At 55.2% G+C, this 19770-nt stretch carries 17 protein-coding genes; 6 read left to right on the top strand and 11 right to left on the bottom strand.

All coding sequences use genetic code 11. The features are described from left to right. Nucleotides 1-7: 7 nt before the first annotated feature. Both yidA and SIK97_RS23835 read right to left on the bottom strand, forming a co-directional pair. On the bottom strand, nt 8-820 hold the full coding sequence (gene yidA, locus SIK97_RS23840) for a sugar-phosphatase (RefSeq protein WP_032751801.1): 813 nt from the start codon (nt 818-820) through the stop codon (nt 8-10). Between the two features lie 115 nt (nt 821-935). Then, nucleotides 936-1961: a zinc-dependent alcohol dehydrogenase family protein gene (locus tag SIK97_RS23835; RefSeq protein ID WP_014839852.1), complete on the bottom strand. Its 1026-nt coding sequence runs from the start codon at nt 1959-1961 to the stop codon at nt 936-938. Nucleotides 1962-2071: 110 nt separating this feature from the next. Here SIK97_RS23835 and SIK97_RS23830 point away from each other — a divergent pair, with 110 nt between their 5' ends. After that, nucleotides 2072-3007 carry a LysR family transcriptional regulator gene (locus SIK97_RS23830; protein ID WP_032751999.1) on the top strand — a complete coding sequence of 312 codons (936 nt, stop codon included), beginning with the start codon at nt 2072-2074 and terminating at the stop codon, nt 3005-3007. Between the two features lie 32 nt (nt 3008-3039). Here SIK97_RS23830 and gyrB read toward each other — a convergent pair whose 3' ends face one another. The 4 genes from gyrB to dnaA form a co-directional block, all read right to left on the bottom strand. Beyond that, entirely contained in the window at nt 3040-5454 is a 2415-nt protein-coding gene (gene gyrB, locus SIK97_RS23825) for a DNA topoisomerase (ATP-hydrolyzing) subunit B (RefSeq protein WP_004126944.1), read from the bottom strand. A 28-nt stretch (nt 5455-5482) separates the two neighbouring features. Next, nucleotides 5483-6556 carry a DNA replication/repair protein RecF gene (gene recF / locus SIK97_RS23820; protein WP_032751800.1) on the bottom strand — a complete coding sequence of 358 codons (1074 nt, stop codon included), beginning with the start codon at nt 6554-6556 and terminating at the stop codon, nt 5483-5485. A gap of 148 nt (nt 6557-6704) precedes the next feature. Next, a complete protein-coding gene (gene dnaN / locus SIK97_RS23815; protein ID WP_004107206.1) occupies nt 6705-7805 on the bottom strand; it encodes a DNA polymerase III subunit beta in 1101 nt (366 codons plus the stop codon). Between the two features lie 4 nt (nt 7806-7809). Then, nucleotides 7810-9210: a chromosomal replication initiator protein DnaA gene (dnaA, locus tag SIK97_RS23810; RefSeq protein WP_004871826.1), complete on the bottom strand. Its 1401-nt coding sequence runs from the start codon at nt 9208-9210 to the stop codon at nt 7810-7812. 621 nt (nt 9211-9831) lie between these two features. Between dnaA and rpmH the strand changes: the two genes are divergently transcribed. The 5 genes from rpmH (at nt 9832) to mnmE (ending at nt 13776) form a co-directional block, all read left to right on the top strand. After that, nucleotides 9832-9972: a 50S ribosomal protein L34 gene (rpmH, locus tag SIK97_RS23805; RefSeq protein WP_004871828.1), complete on the top strand. Its 141-nt coding sequence runs from the start codon at nt 9832-9834 to the stop codon at nt 9970-9972. Nucleotides 9973-9987: 15 nt separating this feature from the next. Continuing rightward, complete coding sequence (gene rnpA / locus SIK97_RS23800; protein WP_004871829.1) at nt 9988-10347, top strand: ribonuclease P protein component; 360 nt, start codon at nt 9988-9990, stop codon at nt 10345-10347. Continuing rightward, a complete protein-coding gene (yidD, locus tag SIK97_RS23795) occupies nt 10311-10568 on the top strand; it encodes a membrane protein insertion efficiency factor YidD (protein ID WP_004871831.1) in 258 nt (85 codons plus the stop codon). The genes rnpA and yidD overlap by 37 nt, the downstream gene beginning before the upstream one ends. A 2-nt stretch (nt 10569-10570) precedes the next feature. Then, on the top strand, nt 10571-12217 hold the full coding sequence (gene yidC, locus SIK97_RS23790; RefSeq protein ID WP_004855708.1) for a membrane protein insertase YidC: 1647 nt from the start codon (nt 10571-10573) through the stop codon (nt 12215-12217). A 194-nt stretch (nt 12218-12411) separates the two neighbouring features. Next, nucleotides 12412-13776: a tRNA uridine-5-carboxymethylaminomethyl(34) synthesis GTPase MnmE gene (gene mnmE, locus SIK97_RS23785; RefSeq protein WP_025107558.1), complete on the top strand. Its 1365-nt coding sequence runs from the start codon at nt 12412-12414 to the stop codon at nt 13774-13776. A gap of 298 nt (nt 13777-14074) precedes the next feature. Here mnmE and SIK97_RS23780 read toward each other — a convergent pair whose 3' ends face one another. From SIK97_RS23780 to SIK97_RS23760, 5 genes are all read right to left on the bottom strand, one after another. Next, nucleotides 14075-14575 carry a fimbrial protein gene (locus SIK97_RS23780; RefSeq protein ID WP_025107557.1) on the bottom strand — a complete coding sequence of 167 codons (501 nt, stop codon included), beginning with the start codon at nt 14573-14575 and terminating at the stop codon, nt 14075-14077. An 11-nt stretch (nt 14576-14586) separates the two neighbouring features. Beyond that, nucleotides 14587-15456: a fimbrial protein gene (locus tag SIK97_RS23775; protein ID WP_025107556.1), complete on the bottom strand. Its 870-nt coding sequence runs from the start codon at nt 15454-15456 to the stop codon at nt 14587-14589. A 189-nt stretch (nt 15457-15645) separates the two neighbouring features. Then, entirely contained in the window at nt 15646-18246 is a 2601-nt protein-coding gene (locus SIK97_RS23770) for a fimbria/pilus outer membrane usher protein (RefSeq protein ID WP_057173438.1), read from the bottom strand. A 2-nt stretch (nt 18247-18248) separates the two neighbouring features. Further along, the gene (locus tag SIK97_RS23765) at nt 18249-18956 is read right to left on the bottom strand and encodes a molecular chaperone (protein WP_032751796.1); all 708 of its coding nucleotides are present in this window, start codon (nt 18954-18956) and stop codon (nt 18249-18251) included. Nucleotides 18957-19032: 76 nt separating this feature from the next. Beyond that, on the bottom strand, nt 19033-19575 hold the full coding sequence (locus SIK97_RS23760) for a fimbrial protein (RefSeq protein WP_025107553.1): 543 nt from the start codon (nt 19573-19575) through the stop codon (nt 19033-19035). Nucleotides 19576-19770: the final 195 nt, after the last annotated feature.

Below are 19770 nucleotides of genomic sequence, written 5' to 3'. Positions count from 1 at the left end.
GAGATTTTTAGTTTAAGACATATTTTTCAATAGCATATGCCACACCGTCTTCCAGATTGGATTTGGTGATAAAGTTTGCCGCTTCTTTGACGGCCGGAATCGCGTTATCCATCGCCACGCCGACGCCAGCGTATTCAATCATCGCGATGTCGTTTTCCTGATCGCCAATCGCCATCACCTCTTCCGGCTGGATGCCCAGCGCATCGGCCAGCGATTTCACGCCGGTACCTTTGGTGACGCGTTTATCAAGAATTTCAAGGAAGTACGGCGCGCTTTTCAGCACGGTGTACTTCTCTTTCACTTCAGCCGGAATGCGGGCGATAGCCTTGTCCAGAATCGCCGGCTCATCGATCATCATCACTTTCAGCAGCTGGATATTCGGATCCATATTTTCTGCTTCACAGAAGACCAACGGGATCGTCGCCACGTAGGATTCATGTACCGTGTAATAGCTCACATCGCGGTTCGCGGTATACAGGGTATTGCGGTCGAGCGCGTGGAAGTGGGAGCCGACATCGCGGGCCAGCTGTTCCAGATAGCGGTAGTCGTCGTAGCCCAGCGCGGTTTGCGCAACGGTACTGCCGTCGCTCGCCTTCTGCACTAAAGCACCGTTATAGGTGATGCAGTAATCTCCAGGCTGCTCCATATGCAGTTCTTTCAGATAGCTGTGCACGCCAGCGTAAGGACGGCCGGTGGTCAGCACCACGTTGACGCCGCGTTCACGGGCTGCGGCAATCGCGGTTTTCACCGCAGGAGAGATAGTATGGTCAGGCAGCAGCAGCGTGCCGTCCATATCGATTGCAATCAGTTTAATAGCCATGAAATCCCCGGGTAAGATGAGTCCTTACTCATGCTAACGCGATTAAGCCCACAAAAATAGAGCTACATTGCGCAGCAGAACCCCCCCTTTTAGGCAAGATCCGGGGAACGGGGTCTTACTCGCGGGTGAGCACGATTTTGCCAAACGCACCGCGATCGAGGTGTTCAAGCGCCTGTGCAAGCTGGTTAAAGCGGTAACGGTGCTCAATCACCGGTTTCAGCCTGGTCACGTCAACGGCGCGGACAAAATCTTCCAGTGCGCGACGGTGCCCCACGCCAATACCTTGAATCACCGGGGATTTCAGCAACAGTTCGCCCGCGGGCAGCGAGATTTCACTGCCGGCCAGCACGCCGATGACCGAAATACGCCCATGAACCGCCACGGCGCGCAGGGAATGCCTCAGGTTCTCCCCGCCAACGGTTTCAATGATGTGGTCGATGCCGCGATCGTTCGTCAGTTCGTATATCCCTTCAGCCCAGTCGCCTTTAAGCCGGTTGATGCCATAATCGGCGCCGAGTTGTTTGGCCCGCGCCAGTTTTTCATCGCTCCCGGACGTGACAAAAACCTCTGCCCCCTGCGCTTTGGCAATTTGCAAAGCGAATATCGCCACACCGCCCGTGCCCTGCACCAGTACCGATTGCCCGGCGCGTAAATGACCGCGCTCCACCAGCGCGAACCATGCGGTAAGCCCGGCGCACGGTAACGTGCTGGCCTCTGCGTCATCCAGGGTTTCCGGGGCGGCCACCAGCCCGTTTTCATTCACAATCACGTACTCAGACAGCATGCCCTGGAAGTAACCGCCGGTCGTTTTATAGGGCAAAGTGCGGGCGTCCGCTGTTGGCCTACCGTCGATCCACTCCGGGAAAAAGGTCGAGATGACGCGAGCGCCGGGTGTGAAACGCGTGACGCCCTCACCCGTACTTTCCACCACGCCCGCCATATCGGACGCCGGCGTAAACGGGAAGGAAAGCGCAATCGGCATGGTGCCTTCAATGACCATTTTATCGCGATAGTTGAGCGCAACGGCATTCACCCGTACGCGGACTTCACCCGGCCCTGGCTGCGGAACAGGCGCCTGGATGAGTTTGAGGTTGTCGCGCCCGAGGGCGTCCATGGACCAGCGTTGCATTGTCTCAGTCATTTTTTCTCTCCTGCCATTAAATAAGCTTCAGGAGCGACAGTCTACCGTTGACTCAGGGTCGCCAGTGGCGATAAGTTTTCCCATTATTGATGAAAGAAAAGATACAATCCATGACCGATACGCTGAAGGATATTCCGGTTTTTGTGGCCGCCGTTGAGGCGGGGAGTTTTGCTCAGGCCGCAATCCGTTTGCATTTGTCGCGTTCGGCGGTGGGAAAGAGCATCGCTCGCCTTGAGGAGCGACTGGGGGTACGTCTGTTTCAACGTACCACCCGCAGCCAGAGCCTGACCGACAACGGCGCCCTTTTTTATGAACACTGCCTGCGCGCGCTGGAGGAAATTCGGGGCGCAGAATCGCTGCTGGAAACGGGGAAACAGCAGGTCAGTGGCCGCCTGCGCGTGGCCATGCCGGTGCTGTTTGGCCGCCAGTGCGTCGCCCCGCTGCTGATCGCGCTGGCGCAGGAACATCCAGGCCTTGAGCTGGAGATGTCATTCAGCGATCGCGTGGTGGATCTCGTCGAGGAAGGGTTTGATATGGCGGTGCGTAACGGCACGCTTCAGAACAGCAGCGTTCTGGTCGCCCGAAGGCTGGGAGAACACCGCATGGTGCTGTGCGCCGCGCCGGATTATCTGCTGAAGAAGGGCACGCCGCAAAGCGTTGATGATTTACCCCATCATGCGGCCATTAACTATCTGCAGGCCGGCAGAGTGCTCTCCTGGCAGCTGATGGATAGCGAAGGTGCCTCGCACACCTTCACTCCCCGTTCATCGCTCAATATGGATGATTTGCAGGCGATCTGCGACGCTGCACTGGCCGGACACGGCATTGCATGGCTGCCCTGCTGGATGGTCAGCAAAGAAATTCATCAGGGAAAACTCGTTCCGCTGTTAAAGCAGGCGCCGGATGTGCGCTTCGACGTTCACGCGGTCTGGCAACAGACGCCGCATCTACCGCTGAGGGTGAGAATTGCCGTCGATACGCTCGCCAGCCGCTTACCGTCCGTGATGTCGCTGGACAGGCCTGCGCCCACAAAAAAGCCGCGCTAAACGCGCGGCCTGAGTATGGCGGTGTACGACGATTAAATATCGATGTTTGCCGCTTTGAGGGCGTTCTCTTCGATAAAGGCGCGACGCGGTTCAACGGCGTCCCCCATCAGGGTCGTGAACAGCTGGTCAGCGGCAATCGCGTCCTTGACGGTCACGCGCAGCATGCGGCGGCTGTCCGGATCCATGGTAGTTTCCCACAGCTGATCCGGGTTCATCTCACCAAGACCTTTATAGCGCTGGATAGAGAGTCCGCGACGGGACTCTTTCACCAGCCAGTCCAGCGCCTGTTCGAAGCTGGCCACCGGCTGACGACGTTCGCCGCGCTCAATAAAGGCATCGTCTTCAATCAGACCGCGCAGCGTTTCGCCCAGCGCGCAGATACGGTGGTATTCCGGCCCGGTGACAAACTCGTGATCCAGCGGGTAGTCGGTATCCACGCCGTGGGTACGCACGCGAACGATCGGCTCAAACTGCTGCAGCTCGGCGTTCTCGCGGACATCAAATTTCCACTGGCTGCCGTGCTGCTCTTTCTCGTTCAGCTCGCTCACCAGGGCGTTGATCCAGCGCGTTACGGTCTGCTCGTTCGCCAGGTCGGCCTCCGCCAGCGTCGGCTGATAGATAAGCTCTTTCAGCAGGGCTTTAGGATAACGACGTTCCATACGCGTAATCATTTTCTGCGTGGCGTTATACTCGGCAACCAGTCTCTCCAGCGGCTCGCCGGCTAAGGCCGGCGCGTTGGCGTTGGTATGCAAAGTGGCGCCATCCAGCGCGATGGAGATTTGGTACTGATCCATCGCTTCGTCGTCTTTAATGTACTGTTCCTGCTTGCCTTTCTTCACTTTGTACAGCGGCGGCTGGGCAATGTAGACGTGTCCGCGCTCAACGATTTCCGGCATCTGGCGATAGAAGAAGGTCAGCAGCAGCGTACGAATGTGCGAGCCGTCGACGTCCGCATCGGTCATGATGATGATGCTGTGGTAGCGCAGTTTGTCCGGGTTGTACTCATCGCGGCCAATGCCGCAGCCCAGCGCGGTAATCAGCGTCGCCACTTCCTGAGACGCGAGCATTTTGTCAAAGCGCGCTTTCTCAACGTTAAGGATTTTACCTTTCAGCGGCAGAATCGCCTGGTTCTTACGGTTACGCCCCTGTTTCGCAGAGCCGCCCGCAGAGTCCCCTTCCACTAAGTACAGTTCAGAGTGCGCGGGGTCGCGTTCCTGACAGTCCGCCAGCTTGCCCGGCAGGCCAGCCAGATCCAGCGCGCCTTTACGGCGAGTCATTTCACGCGCGCGACGTGCGGCTTCGCGCGCGCGCGCCGCGTCGATGATTTTACCGACCACGATTTTGGCGTCAGACGGGTTTTCCAGCAGGTATTCGTTCAGCAGTTCGTTCATCTGCTGTTCGACCGCCGATTTCACCTCGGAAGAGACCAGCTTGTCTTTGGTCTGCGAGGAGAATTTCGGATCCGGCACCTTCACGGAGACCACGGCAATCAGGCCTTCACGGGCATCGTCGCCAGTGGCGCTGACTTTCGCTTTTTTGCTATAGCCTTCTTTATCCATGTAGGCGTTCAGGGTACGGGTCATTGCCGCACGGAAGCCTGCAAGGTGGGTACCGCCGTCGCGCTGCGGAATGTTGTTGGTAAAGCAGTAGATGTTTTCCTGGAAACCATCGTTCCACTGCAGCGCAACTTCAACGCCGATGCCGTCTTTTTCGGTGGAGAAATAGAAGATATTCGGGTGGATCGGCGTTTTGTTTTTGTTCAGATATTCGACGAACGCTTTGATACCGCCTTCGTAGTGGAAATGATCTTCTTTACCGTCGCGCTTGTCGCGCAGGCGAATCGACACCCCGGAGTTCAGGAACGACAGCTCGCGCAGGCGTTTTGCCAGAATCTCGTATTCGAATTCGACCACGTTGGTAAAGGTTTCGTAGCTCGGCCAGAAGCGAACCATGGTGCCGGTTTTTTCGGTTTCGCCGGTAACCGCCAGCGGCGCCTGCGGCACGCCGTGGGCATAAATCTGACGGTGAATTTTGTTATCGCGCTGAATGACCAGCTCCAGCTTCTGCGACAGGGCGTTAACAACGGAAACGCCTACGCCATGCAGACCACCGGAAACTTTATACGAGTTATCATCGAATTTACCGCCCGCGTGCAGAACGGTCATGATCACTTCCGCCGCCGACACGCCCTCTTCCGGGTGAATACCGGTCGGAATACCGCGGCCGTCATCCTGTACGGAGACGGAGTTGTCGCTGTGGATAGTAACAACGATGTCTTTACAGTAACCTGCGAGCGCTTCGTCGATAGCGTTATCCACAACCTCGAATACCATGTGGTGCAGACCGGTGCCGTCATCCGTGTCGCCGATATACATACCCGGGCGCTTACGCACCGCATCCAGCCCTTTCAGGACTTTGATACTGGAGGAGTCATAAGAATTCGACATCAACGTTTCTCGCTCATTTTATCTTAGGTTAATCCGCTATTTTACCCTTTTCCACGGTAAACATCTTCGAATTTTCGTCCGACATGTCCATAACGTGTTCAGCGCTAATGGCGCTGACGAAAACCTGCGACTGCGTGGCTTTTAAGCGGCTGGCCAGCAGCCCGCGCCGCGCGTCGTCAAGTTCCGAGGCAAAATCATCTATCAGGTACAGGCAGCGCCGCCCGCTTTCACGGGTCAGAAACTCGCCTTGCGCCAGTCGTAGGGCGCACATCAGCAGCTTAAGCTGCCCGCGTGACAATGTATCCTCTACCGGCGCGCCGTCGGCACGAATGCGGAAATCCGCTTTGTGCGGGCCGTGGGCGGTATAGGTTAGCATGCGGTCGCGTTCGAAATTTCGCTCCAGCACCTCGGCATAATCCGTTTCTTTCTCCCAGCCGCGCTGGAAAGAGAAGGTGAGAGCAAACTCCGGTAAAAACTGCCGACAGGTATCCGCCATGTCTTCGACGATAGCGGCACTGTATTCGGCCCGCCAGCGGCTGATTTGCTCCGCCAGCGGTATCAGCTCCAGATCCCAGGGCCGCAGCTGCGCATAGCGGCTGACCTGACGCAGCGCGGCGTTGCGCTGCTTCACCAGGCGCTTCAGGTTGCTCCAGGCGGTAAAGAATCCGGCTTCGTTGTGGAAGCATCCCCAGTCAAGGAACGCTCTTCTGTATTTGGGGCCGCCGTTGAGTAAAGTAAACCCCTCGGGCGTAATCAGCTGCATCGGCATCAGGTGCGCCAGCTCCGCCACTTTATGCCCGTCGGTACCATCGATACGCACCTTGCTGTCGCCCTGCTTATCTTTTGTCAGGCCGACAGATACTTCTCGCTCTTCGCCCTGCAGGCGACCGTGCAGGACAAAGGACTCCTGCTCGTGACGAATCACGCGGCCAATCTGCAAACTACGAAACGCCCGACCGTGGCCAAGCGTGTAGATAGCTTCAAGCACGCTGGTTTTGCCGCTGCCGTTGGCGCCAACCAGGAAGTTAAAGCCGGGGGATAGGGCGAGATCCGCATTTTCAATATTGCGGAAGTCTTTGATTAGAAGTCGGGATAGCGACATATCAGCTCGTCATCATTCAAGGGGCGTGGGTGTCGCAGCCAGTTCGTCTACCGCCAGCGCGCAGAAAGCGGAGCGTACACGAAGTACGTGAGCATTTCGAGCACTGCCGGAAGGCGAAATGGCAAGTAAACCAGCCCCTTTGCAGATTCTACAATCGCATGGGCATGACGACGTAGGCTGCGGATTGCGAAGCCGCATCCTCAATCTGCACGCTCGACACGGAATCGGTCAGCAGGATACGCACATTCTCGCACTTCAGCGCGTTAAGCACATCCAGTACGTAGCTGACGTTAAAACCGATTTCCATCTCAGTCCCGGCATAGGTGACGTCCAGAATCTCTTCCGCTTCTTCCTGTTCCGGGTTATTGGCGGTGATTTTCAGCTGATTTTCACTGACGTAAAGGCGCACGCCGCGGAATTTTTCGTTAGAAAGAATCGCCGCGCGGGCAAAGGCCTGCTTGAGAATATCGCAGCCGGCATCCAGGTGCTTATCCGGGTTTTTCGGTAGTACGCGGCGATAGTCAGGGAAACGACCATCCACCAGCTTTGAAGTGAAGATAAAGTCGCCAACGTGAGCGCGGATATTGTTGCTGCCGATCTGCACGCGCAGCGGGGTATCGCCGCCGTCGAGCATACGCATCAGCTCAATCACGCCTTTACGCGGTACGATCACCGAATGATTGGGCAGGGACTCTTCCAGCGGCATCGAGCAAACCGCCAGGCGGTGGCCGTCGGTCGCCACGGTGCGCAGTTCGCTGCCTTCGGTTTCAAACAGCATGCCGTTCAAGTAATAGCGAACGTCCTGGTGAGCCATCGAAAACTGCGTCGCCTCGATCAGGCGCTTCATGGTCGCCTGCGGCAGGGTAAATTCAACTTCGCTCTGCCAGTCATCAAGGTTGGGGAAATCCGCTGCAGGCAGCGTAGAGAGCGAGAAGCGGCTGCGACCGGAACGCACCAGCATACGCTCGCCTTCCAGCTGTACCGCAATCTCCGCGCCTTCAGGCAGGCCGCGGCAGATATCAAAAAATTTACGCGCCGGAACGGTTGTTGCTCCCGCTTCGTGCGGCTGAATCAGCGCAACGCGCGCGACCATTTCCATTTCCAGATCGGTACCGGTCAGCGACAGCGCGCCATCGGTAACCTGAAGGAGCAGGTTGCCAAGAATCGGTAGCGTCGGACGACCACCTAAAGGACCGCTCACCTGTTGCAGCGGTTTTAATAAATGTTCACGTTCTACGGTAAATTTCATAGCGTCACGAGGATAATGTTCTGATTAAATTGGAAAAATCTTCTTTGATATCGTGGCTTTCTTCACGCAGTTGCTCAATCTTACGGCAAGCGTGCAGGACGGTGGTATGGTCGCGGCCGCCAAACGCATCGCCGATTTCCGGCAGACTGTGGTTGGTCAGCTCTTTTGCCAGCGCCATCGCCATCTGGCGGGGGCGCGCCACCGAACGGGAGCGGCGTTTAGACAGCAGGTCCGCTACCTTAATTTTGTAATACTCCGCCACCGTCTTTTGAATATTGTCGATGGTGACCAGTTTTTCCTGTAAAGCCAACAGATCGCGCAGCGCTTCGCGTACGAAATCGATGGTGATCGCCCGGCCGGTAAAGTTGGCGTTGGCGATAACGCGGTTCAGCGCCCCTTCCAGCTCACGTACGTTAGAGCGCAGGCGCTTGGCAATGAAGAACGCCACTTCGCCCGGCAGGCGGATGTCGTTTTCATCGGCTTTTTTCATCAGGATCGCCACGCGGGTTTCCAGCTCAGGCGGCTCGATCGCAACCGTCAGCCCCCAGCCGAAGCGTGATTTCAGACGATCTTCAACCCCGTTGATCTCCTTCGGATAGCGATCCGACGTCAGGATGATCTGCTGATTGCCTTCCAGCAGGGCGTTAAAGGTGTGGAAAAACTCTTCCTGCGAGCGCTCTTTATTAGCAAAAAACTGAATGTCATCGATCAGCAGTGCGTCAACGGAGCGGTAATAGCGCTTAAATTCTTCAATGGCGTTGTTTTGCAGGGCTTTTACCATGTCCTGTACAAAACGCTCGGAGTGCATGTAAACCACTTTTGCATTGGGTTTACGCGCCACAATTCCGTTACCCACCGCATGTAAAAGGTGCGTTTTACCCAAGCCGGTGCCGCCATAAAGAAACAGCGGGTTGTACGCGCCGCCGGGATTATCCGCAACCTGACGCGCCGCCGCGCGAGCCAGCTGGTTGGATTTACCTTCGACGAAGTTATCAAACGTATGTTTGACGTTGACGTTAGAGCGGTAGGTCGGTTCTGCCGGCGCCGGAACGTTATCCCAGCCCGGACGCACGATAGTGGGCGCAACGCGCGCCGTCTGGATCTGCTGCGCAGGTGCTGCGGCCGCAACGCTTACCGTACCTCTCTGCATCTGAACGGCAGGCTTAGCGCCCACCTCAAACCGCAGCTGTGGGGCATCCGCACCGCAAAAATCATTGAGGAGTCCATTGATATTATTGAGGTATTTATCCCTTACCCAATCGAGCACAAAACGGTTTGGCGCATACAGTGCCAGCGTGTTATCGCTCAATTCCGCCTGCAAAGGGCGTATCCACATGCTGAATTCTGTGGCTGGTAACTCATCCTGCAATCGGGCAAGACACTGCTGCCAAAGCGAAAGTGACACGGCGGACTCCACTCGAACAAAAATCGATATATAAAGAGAAACTGAAACAATCGTGATTGTTGGCACACGTCGACAAGACCCTGCATAGCCGAAAAGCCCCTGCACAAAAGGGGTGACGTGCGAACCGCTATCTGCGGTTATTACCCGATGCGGATCTCTGGATCCCGATCGGGACCGGGGATCATAGCCTAAACTGAGAAAGAGATCTTGTGTTTCTCAACAGATTCTTCCCGATTTATCCACAGGAAGGATCGAAGCTGGGTAAGTGTAATCGATCCTGGCTGGAGTGGGGCACGATTTCAGCCGCATATTGGAAAAATTAATGAACTATCCTGGTTTTGGGCTTAATCGATCTAACAAAGATCCTTTGCGATCCTTGCGCTTTATCCACCAGGTCGTATAATCCACCACCCGGCGCGTAAAGCCCGTTTTCCGCAGCGTGCCATCGCCTGTTTTTTGTGCGGCAAGGTGCGAGAAATAAGGAAAGAGAATTGACTCCGGAGTGTACAATTATTACAATCCGGCCTCTTTAATCACCCACGCTGAGGCGTAGGCCGTTCGAAATTCGTTCGGATTTACGCGAAAGTCAGTGAAATTATTCAAGTTTAGGTAGAAATCGCCATGAAACGCACTTTTCAACCGTCTGTACTGAAGCGCAACCGTTCTCACGGCTTCCGTGCTCGTATGGCTACTAAAAATGGTCGTCAGGTTCTGGCACGTCGTCGTGCTAAAAGCCGCGCTCGTCTGACCGTTTCCAAGTAATAAAGCTAACCCTGAGTGGTTAAGCTCGCATTTCCCAGGGAGTTACGCTTGTTAACTCCCAGTCATTTCACTTTCGTCTTCCAGCAGCCATTACGGGCTGGCACGCCGCAAATCACCATCCTCGGCCGCCAAAATTCGCTGGGGCATCCCCGCATCGGTCTTACCGTCGCCAAGAAAAACGTCAAGCGCGCGCATGAACGCAATCGGATTAAACGTCTGACGCGTGAAAGCTTCCGTTTACGTCAACATGAACTCCCGCCAATGGATTTCGTGGTGGTGGCGAAGAAAGGGGTTGCCGACCTCGATAACCGTGCTCTCTCGGAAGCGTTGGAAAAATTATGGCGCCGCCACTGTCGCCTGGCTCGCGGGTCCTGATAGGCCTGATTCGGGTCTATCAGCGCCTGATTAGTCCGCTACTCGGGCCGCACTGTCGTTTCACGCCGACCTGTTCTCAATACGGAATTGAGGCATTGCGCAGGTTTGGATTGATAAAAGGCAGTTGGTTGACGGTGAAACGCGTATTAAAATGCCACCCTTTACACCCTGGTGGTGACGATCCCGTCCCGCCTGGACCATTTGATACCAGAGAACACTAACGATGGATTCGCAACGCAATCTTCTTATCATCGCTTTGTTGTTCGTGTCTTTCATGATCTGGCAAGCCTGGGAGCAGGATAACAATCCTCAACCCCAGCAGCAGACCACGCAGACAACGACCACAGCAACGGGTAGCGCCGCCGACCAGGGCGTACCGGCCAGTGGCCAGGGGAAACTGATTACGGTAAAAACCGATGTGCTTGACCTGACCATCAACACCCGCGGTGGTGATGTTGAGCAAGCGCTGCTTCTGGATTATCCGAAAGAGCTGAAGTCAACTGAGCCGTTCCAGCTTCTGGAAACCACGCCGCAGTTTACCTATCAGGCGCAGAGCGGCCTGACCGGTCGTGATGGCCCGGACAACCCGGCTAACGGACCGCGTCCGTTGTATAACGTCGATAAAGATGCGTTTGTGATGGCTGATGGCCAGAACGAAATCGTCATTCCTCTGACGTACACCGATAAAGCAGGCAACGTATTCACTAAAACTTTCACCCTGAAGCGCGGTGAATATGCGGTGAACGTCGGCTATAGCGTGCAGAACGCCAGCGAAAAACCGCTGGAACTGTCGACCTTTGGCCAGCTGAAGCAAACCGCCAACCTGCCGACGCATCGCGACACGCAGACCGGCGGTCTGACGACGATGCACACCTTCCGTGGCGCGGCGTACTCAACGTCTGAAACGAAGTACGAAAAATATAAATTCGATACTATCGTCGATAACGAAAACCTGAACGTCAGCACCAAAAACGGCTGGGTTGCCATGCTGCAGCAGTACTTTACTACCGCATGGGTTCCGCAGAACACCGGTACTAACAACTTCTACACCGCGAATCTCGGCAACGGTATTGTGGCAATCGGCTACAAATCTCAGCCGGTTCTGGTGCAGCCGGGTCAAACCGATAAGCTGGAAAGCACCCTGTGGGTCGGCCCGGCTATTCAGGACAAAATGGCCGCCGTTGCGCCGCATCTTGACCTGACCGTCGACTACGGCTGGCTGTGGTTTATCTCTCAGCCGCTGTTCAAACTGCTGAAATGGATCCATAGCTTCCTGGGCAACTGGGGCTTCTCCATCATCGTCATCACCTTTATCGTTCGTGGCATCATGTACCCGCTGACTAAAGCGCAGTACACCTCCATGGCGAAGATGCGTATGCTGCAGCCGAAGATTCAGGCAATGCGCGAGCGTCTGGGCGACGACAAGCAGCGTCAAAGCCAGGAAATGATGGCCCTGTATAAAGCTGAGAAGGTTAACCCGCTGGGTGGCTGCTTCCCGCTGATTATCCAGATGCCAATCTTCCTTGCGCTGTACTACATGCTGAGCGCCTCGGTTGAACTGCGTCATGCGCCGTTTATCCTGTGGATCCACGACCTGTCTGCGCAAGACCCGTACTACATCCTGCCGATCATCATGGGCGCGACGATGTTCTTCATCCAGAAGATGTCTCCGACCACCGTGACCGACCCGATGCAGCAGAAGATCATGACCTTTATGCCGGTCATCTTTACGGTGTTCTTCCTGTGGTTCCCGTCAGGTCTGGTGGTTTACTATATCGTCAGCAACCTGGTCACCATTATTCAGCAGCAGCTGATTTACCGTGGTCTGGAGAAGCGTGGCCTGCATAGCCGCGAGAAGAAAAAATCCTGATTCTCTTCATTCTTCAAGCCGCAGATGCGTTGGCTTCGTTAGTTCGCCCCGGTCACTTACTTCAGTAAGCTCCAGGGGCCTCTCTAACTTGCCGCCTTCCTGCAACTTGAACTATTTCGAGAATCTACGGTAAAGTTAATGCCAGAGAAGGCGGTCAATAGACCGCCTTTTTTACATCTACATAGAGAGTCACCATGAGCCATAACGACACTATCGTCGCCCAGGCAACCCCACCGGGACGCGGTGGTGTGGGCATTCTGCGCATCTCTGGCCTGAAGGCGCGCGACGTTGCGCAGGCGGTGCTGGGCAAGCTGCCGAAGCCGCGCTATGCCGACTACCTGCCGTTTAAAGACAGCGACGGCAGCGCGCTGGATCAGGGGATTGCGCTGTGGTTCCCCGGCCCGAACTCCTTTACCGGCGAAGACGTGCTGGAGCTTCAGGGCCACGGCGGCCCCGTTATCCTCGACCTGCTTCTGAAACGCATTCTGACGCTGCCGGGCGTGCGCATCGCCAGGCCCGGCGAGTTCTCCGAGCGCGCGTTTTTAAACGACAAGCTCGACCTGGCACAGGCAGAAGCCATTGCCGACCTGATCGACGCCAGCTCCGAGCAGGCGGCGCGTTCTGCGCTGAATTCGCTGCAGGGCGCATTCTCCACTCGCGTAAACCATCTTGTGGAAGCGCTGACGCACCTGCGCATCTACGTGGAAGCGGCCATTGATTTCCCGGACGAAGAGATCGACTTCCTCTCCGATGGCAAAATCGAAGCCCAGCTAAACGACGTTATCGCCGATCTTGACGCCGTGCGCGCCGAAGCGCGCCAGGGTAGCCTGCTGCGCGAAGGGATGAAGGTCGTCATTGCCGGGCGGCCGAACGCCGGGAAATCAAGCCTGCTGAACGCGCTGGCGGGCCGGGAGGCGGCTATCGTCACCGATATTGCCGGTACCACCCGCGACGTGCTGCGCGAGCATATCCATATCGACGGTATGCCGCTGCACATCATTGATACCGCCGGCCTGCGCGATGCGAACGATGAGGTCGAACGTATCGGCATCGAACGCGCCTGGCAGGAGATTGAACAAGCCGATCGCGTGCTGTTTATGGTCGATGGTACCACCACCGATGCGACCGATCCGGCAGATATCTGGCCAGATTTTATCGCCCGTCTGCCGAAAAACCTGCCGATTACCGTGGTGCGCAACAAGGCGGATATCACCGGCGAAACGCTGGGGCTGAGCGAAGTGAATGACCACTCACTTGTTCGCCTTTCGGCGCGTACCGGCGAGGGCGTAGACGTGCTGCGTAATCATCTCAAGCAGAGCATGGGCTTTGAAACCAATATGGAAGGCGGCTTTCTGGCGCGCCGCCGCCATTTGCAGGCGCTGTCCGACGCCGCAGAGCATCTTCAGCAGGGTAAAGCGCAGCTGCTGGGCGCCTGGGCTGGCGAGCTGCTGGCGGAAGAGCTGCGCCTGGCCCAGCAAAGCCTGAGCGAAATCACCGGCGAGTTTACCTCCGACGACCTGCTGGGACGCATTTTCTCAAGTTTCTGTATTGGTAAATAAGCTCAGTATGTGAGCATTGACTAACCCGCATTAACTGATTGTTAATGCGGGTTTTTATTGTTTGTACTGGTGCGTAGTCGTGCGGGGCTATCCGCGATTTTGTATTCTGAATTAAAAACGCTGTGTCATTGCTCACTTTTTACGCTAAAAATCACATCAAATGTTTAGCGGCAAGCAAAAGAACTCACGAACTGCACCTGCATAAATCATATCGAGATTTCATTACTGACCGCCTGCGGTCTGATGAAAGCACAGCGCGATAACCTGACAGGGCAGAAAAATATCTACCCTGTCATTTTCATTCATATGAGAGGGTATAAGTCGCCGTCGCATTCACCGTTCCGGGAACCACATCGCCTGTTCTGTAGAATCTGGCGCCAAGAGTAATCACTTCGCTGGTCTGTGAATTTTCGATAATTGTCCAGGAACTCCCGAGTGGGACAGGCCTGTTGTTATTGTTGGGCTCCAGTAATTGCGTACCGACCCCCTCCGCGGTACCGGTATTTACCATGACCGTGTTATTGTCACTTACGCTGGTGCCGTCAATCTGTATTATTACTTTCGTACCGCTGATACAACTTAGCGGGATATTGAGTCCAACCTGATTAGCCGTTGAACCCACAGAAGGTAAATCCGCCCGGTCAACCGTACCCAAAGAAAGCGTGAAATCTGTAGCGCCATCTACTGTGCAGGATTGAGCCGTCAAATTTCCCGTAATATGAATATTGCCTCCGTCAGCCTCAGCCAGTGACGCTATCGCTAGCAGTAACAAAGGGAGAAAAAATAAACGCAGAAACATATTCATTCTCCTTAATCATAGTCAAGCGTGTAGGTGGCGCTGGCGTCAACGGAGCCCGGGGTTAAGTCGCCCGTGCGAATATAACGCGCGGCGAGCGGTATTTTTGCCGTCGTCCCTGAACTGGTAATCGGCGACCAGCGGTAATTCAGATTGACCGGGTGATTACCGCCGCCATGCAGATCCATCACCTGCACGGAAAGTCCTTTAGCGGTGCCATTATTCTTTAATATACTGGTATCACTGGTGCCAGGTTCCTGTGTGCCGCTAAGGGTAAAATAGACATTCGTTCCGGCAGTACAGCTCAGCGATATATCTTTTTCACTGCTCTCTCCCCAGGTGCTCCCGACCGAAGGCAGTTCGCTTTTTTGCACATCATCAAGCGTAAAACTCAGATCCGAGCCGCCGGAGAGGGTACAGCCGCTGGCCGACAACGTGCCAGTGAAATTAATATCGATATTTGCCGACCCCTGGTTGCCGTTCGCCTGACCGTAACCAACCTTTCCGGAGAGCGTACCGCCGCTTACCGAATCGGCGATTTTAATTAAATTAAGCTTTGGGGTAATCGACATATAAATCATCGCCCCCCAACCGATACTGTCATCGGTTAACAGCTTTATTGACGAGCCGCTGGTTATCCAGCCGTTGCCCGAGGCCCCTTTCGTATCCGACATGCTGGCGCCAAGCTGAACGCCAACGCCGGACAAATTGGTTTTAAAAGTCAGTCGGCCGTTATAGGTTCCCGCCGAAGCCAACGACGAATAGAGATAACCATAAAAGTATTTCTCTACCGTAAATGAGGATTCACATGACGCAAACTGAACCGAATCAAACGTTTTATCGCCGCCGGTAATCGATTGTCCAACGGCCAGATCCGGCGACACCGATATCGTTTTCAGATCAACGCTCGTTGAGGCAACACTCGAGTAACACTCTGAAGCCCAGACATTCAGCGATAGCGTGCAAGCGCATCCAGCCATTACCGCCTGGCGAAAAAACCGTGTGTTTGCCTCGCGCTGCCCTGTCAACGGCGGCCTGCATGTTGTTCTGTTTTTCATTTCACCACCTTTTCTCTACTGACATTGCGCATCAAGATTAATTACGCCAGTTTTTTCACCCTCTTGCGGCAGCTGATAATGGGCATGGCACTGCGCATTTTTTCCTTTGCCCCACTGTGCCAGGATGTCGCCCTGCTGCGGCATCCCGGTCAGATACACTGAACCGCCGTCGCTAACGATGCTATTGACGCTGTCGTCCTCTGCCAGCGTGACGGTGGCGCCGAAAGGAACGTCCGTACTCGCGTGATGCAGATGCATCAACACCCTCGCACCGATATGCGTTTTAAACCCCGCCAGTACAATCGCCCCTTCCGTCGGCACCACCTGCGCCGTGGAGCTATCGACTTCCGCATTGTCGGCCAGGGTGCTGGTATCAAGCCTTACCGTCGTGCGGCGATACGGCGTCAGATAAGGTACGATGGCATAACCGCGCCAGTCGGTGCTGACCCCGGTGCCGTTTTCCACGGTCACATCGCTGACCCCCGGCGAGCGCACCAGCGCCAGCGACTGGATATCCTCACTCAGCGACTGCGAAAAGGTGACGCCGTAAGGGTGCACCACCACTCCGCCCTGCACGCCATAGTTCACCTGCCTGCTGTCCGGATCGTAGTTGTAACCCATGTTCGCTTCGCCCGCGCGACCGGTATAATCGACGGATAGCGTGCCGTTATTGCCGGAATTTTCATGGTTGCTGTAGCCTTCCATCACGCTATAGCTAAGGTTCGAATCCTTCAAAGCCGTACCGTACAAGCTGACCTGCTGGGTGGTGTCTCCGTGGCGGTTAGTGTTGAGGCTGTATCCGGCATAGGCTTTCGGCAGCCATTTACTCAGCGGGATACTGATATTCAACGCGCCCTGATGGTCGTCCTCTGTTCCCGGCATGCTGCTGAAGGTGTAGTTCAGGCCCAACGTCATGCCATCCCAGCTGGTGTCGTAGCCGAGGGACAGGTTTCGCTCATATCCACCTTCGTCCCAGTAATCCTGCTGGTAGCCGCTCGCATAAAGCGATCCCCAGCCCTCTGGTAGCGACTGACTGAGTGACAGCTGCCAGCGGGAACGTTTGTTATGGCTTAAGTCAAATTCATCCTGGTCGTTCAGGTCGTCATCGTGAGAATCATCGACGATTAGATCCGCCGCATCCTGAAAGCTGTAGTAGCCCTTAGTGGAATAACGGTATGCCGCCAGCGTGATCGTTGAGCCGGTGCTGAGCATACTTTTTGAGTACTGGGCGCGTATGGACTGCCCCTCTTTGTGCTCGTCATTGCTCAAATCGGCCGAGGAATAGGCCCCGTCAAAGGAGATGGAGCCCAGTTCACCGAGGGTGAATCCCATCCCCAACAGCCCGTTCTGGTAGCTATCCGCCAGCTGCGTACCGCCGTATATCGTCATATCGTACGGTAGGCCGTAGATCAGCGTCATCTGGGCGAACTTCGGCTCCTGACCATCGCTGTTGCTGCGGTATTTACCGCCGGTGAAGTCATACTTAAGATGCCCTTCGCGCTGCATGATTGCCACGCTGGAGAACGGCTGGACGAAGCTGCGTTCGCTGCCGTCTGACTCTTTAATCGTTACCAGCAGGTCGCCGTTTGTGGAGTTTGGGTAGAGATCGTCGATCTTAAACGGCCCCGGCGGTACCTGCTTCTGGTAAATCACGCTATTATTCTGGCGAATGGTGACCGTCGCGTTGCTGGTTGCAATGCCATGTACCGTTGGCGCAAAGTTGCGCAGACTGTCAGGCAGCATGTCATCGTCTGAAGAAAGCTGGACGCCGCGGAACGTAAAACCGTCGTAAACATCGGAAGGAGTGGTCGCATCGCCCAGCGTTAACAGCCCCTGTACGGCCTGCACGTCGCGTTGTAAAAAGGTGTTGATGGAGCTCCAGTCGCTTTCGCTGCTCCCGCCGCTGCTAACGTCTTCGCCGCTTGTGGTGTCGTGATATTCCGGCGATTTGCTGTAGGTCCAGGTGCTGTAGTTTCGCAGCCGCCACGCGCCCAGGTTAATGCCGCTGTGCAGGTTCAGAAAATAGCTATCTTCCCTTCCAGAATCGTTCTCGTCGCGCCAGGTGTTTGAACCGTTAAAGTCATAGCCCAGCAGCAGCGCCGGCACTCCTTCATCCCACAGCGTCGGGCTGACGGAATCCTGCGCCGCGCTGTTGACGTCAGCCTGCGGTATGGTGAGATCCAGACGCATCTGGCTGTAATCGAGTCTGATCTGGCTATCCGGGACGGTTGCAGCCAGATCGTTGATACTGTTCTTGTTCCGCAGCGCATCGATATCACCAATCTTAATACCCCACTGCGCCAACAGCGCGGGGGTCACCACAGGCGTAAGCTGCCCATGTTTATCCTGCACAAAGTCCAGCGTTTGCGTGTCAACCTGCTCATGGTTCACATAAACGTCTACGTGGTAGCGACCCGGTAGCTGTGAACCGGGTTGGGAAAACTGGCTGAGATCAACGTTAAGTTTGGGTCCACTGGTCTCCAGCGCCGCCATATCGAACTCATCCTGAGCCAGCGCGCCCTGCGTTCCATACAGCGCTAAAATAATAATGCAGGCAAGCGGTTGTAATAAAAAAGCGCTGCTTTTGCCCGCTACGTCTATGGATGGTTGAGACATGATTACCCTTTCCCGTCCAGAACCAACGATCCTGCGCCATAATCATTGATATATTGCCAGGTGATTTTCCCGCCTGCCCCTGCCGGAATGGTGTAATCAGTCGAACCGTGCGGCGCGACCATGGTAAACGCCGTATCGACCACTTTGTCACCGACGTTCAGCTTAAAGAAGCTCAGATACCAGGGGGTTGGATTGGTGACGGTCAGCTTGTTGCCCGTCCTGTGAAAACCGATCGCCTCCATTGCCTCACTGGTGGGATCGGCAACGCCTTTGGGACGATAAAAAAGTTTGATTCGGTTTTTCAGCGAAAAGCGCAGCACGTTCTTGCCCTTATCCGCCGGATTGTTTGCCGGTATCGCCTTCACATCCAGCCAGTAAACGCTTTCCCGATCTGCCGGGAAATTCCCCCCTGTTCTGACAACGCGAATCGTATTTTCTGAACCAGCATCCAGTCGAAACAGCGGTGGCGTAACGGTAAAGGGCAGCGAACCGGTGGTACCAGGACGATCTCCTTTCGGGCCTTTGTCATCGACAAAACTTTGAATAAGGTAGGGAATCTGACCGTTAGCGCTGTTCATCACCTGAATGGACGCTTCCTTATCGCCGCCGTGATAAACCAGTCTCGTACCGCCGATAACGACCCCTGCGTGCGCAGATGTTACGGCGCACATCGCAGCCGCCAGCAGACCGTAAATAACTGACTTTCTCATGAACCGTTGCATCCTCTTTCCTAATCGTTTGAAAACAAGGGCCTCCGTGCCCTGGCGTTCTCCCTGATACGGAGGGTTACTGGTAGCTGATGGTGTAGTCAGCGTGAGAAACCAGCGTACCGGCAGTTGCGGTATCAGCCACAGCAACCATACGAGCGGTGAAGGGAATATGTGCTTCGGTCGTGGTAGCGTCCGCCGTCAGGAAAGAGCTAACGTCGACAGCAGAAGACGGGCTGACTTTGGCTGCAGATGCGTCGTACAGCTGAACGCCAACATTAGTAGCCGCGCCGCTGTCGCTGGACTCATTTTTGAACGCCGTGTTCATAGAGCCATCGGCATTACCAGTAAAAGTCACGCTTGCTGCGGTAACCGTATTCGGGCAAGCGGTGAGATCCAGCGTAAAGTTCGTTGCCGGACCGGTGTCGCCAGCTTTCGCCAGATCAACCGTGTTCACGGTACCCAGGTTCAGGGTTGGGTTTGTCTGATCGTTGATATCCACGGTGCAACTGTCGGCAGTAACGGTACCGACGAAGTTGATCGTTCCATCAACCGCATGAGCCACACCCATCCCTACGCTGAACAATGCTGCCACAGCAGTCATTACAAATTGCTTTTTCATTATTTAATCCTTAATAAAAATATAATCATTACTCATTCATTCTTTTAAAATAGAACCATACAACGGTTCATTCAGGGAAGAATGACCCCCTAATACATTATTTAAGATGAAAAACAGCGGAGTAAAATATTGAAAAAGAAAGCCCATGGCGCATTTCAATCAGCACCCTAATGCTTACACGCCAACTTCCTTATG

Source organism: Klebsiella sp. JN_Kp126, assembly GCF_033843325.1.
Taxonomy (GTDB): Bacteria; Pseudomonadota; Gammaproteobacteria; order Enterobacterales; family Enterobacteriaceae; genus Klebsiella; species Klebsiella michiganensis.
Note: the sequence above shows the minus strand (reverse complement) of the source record. Positions and strands in the feature narration are given on the sequence as shown.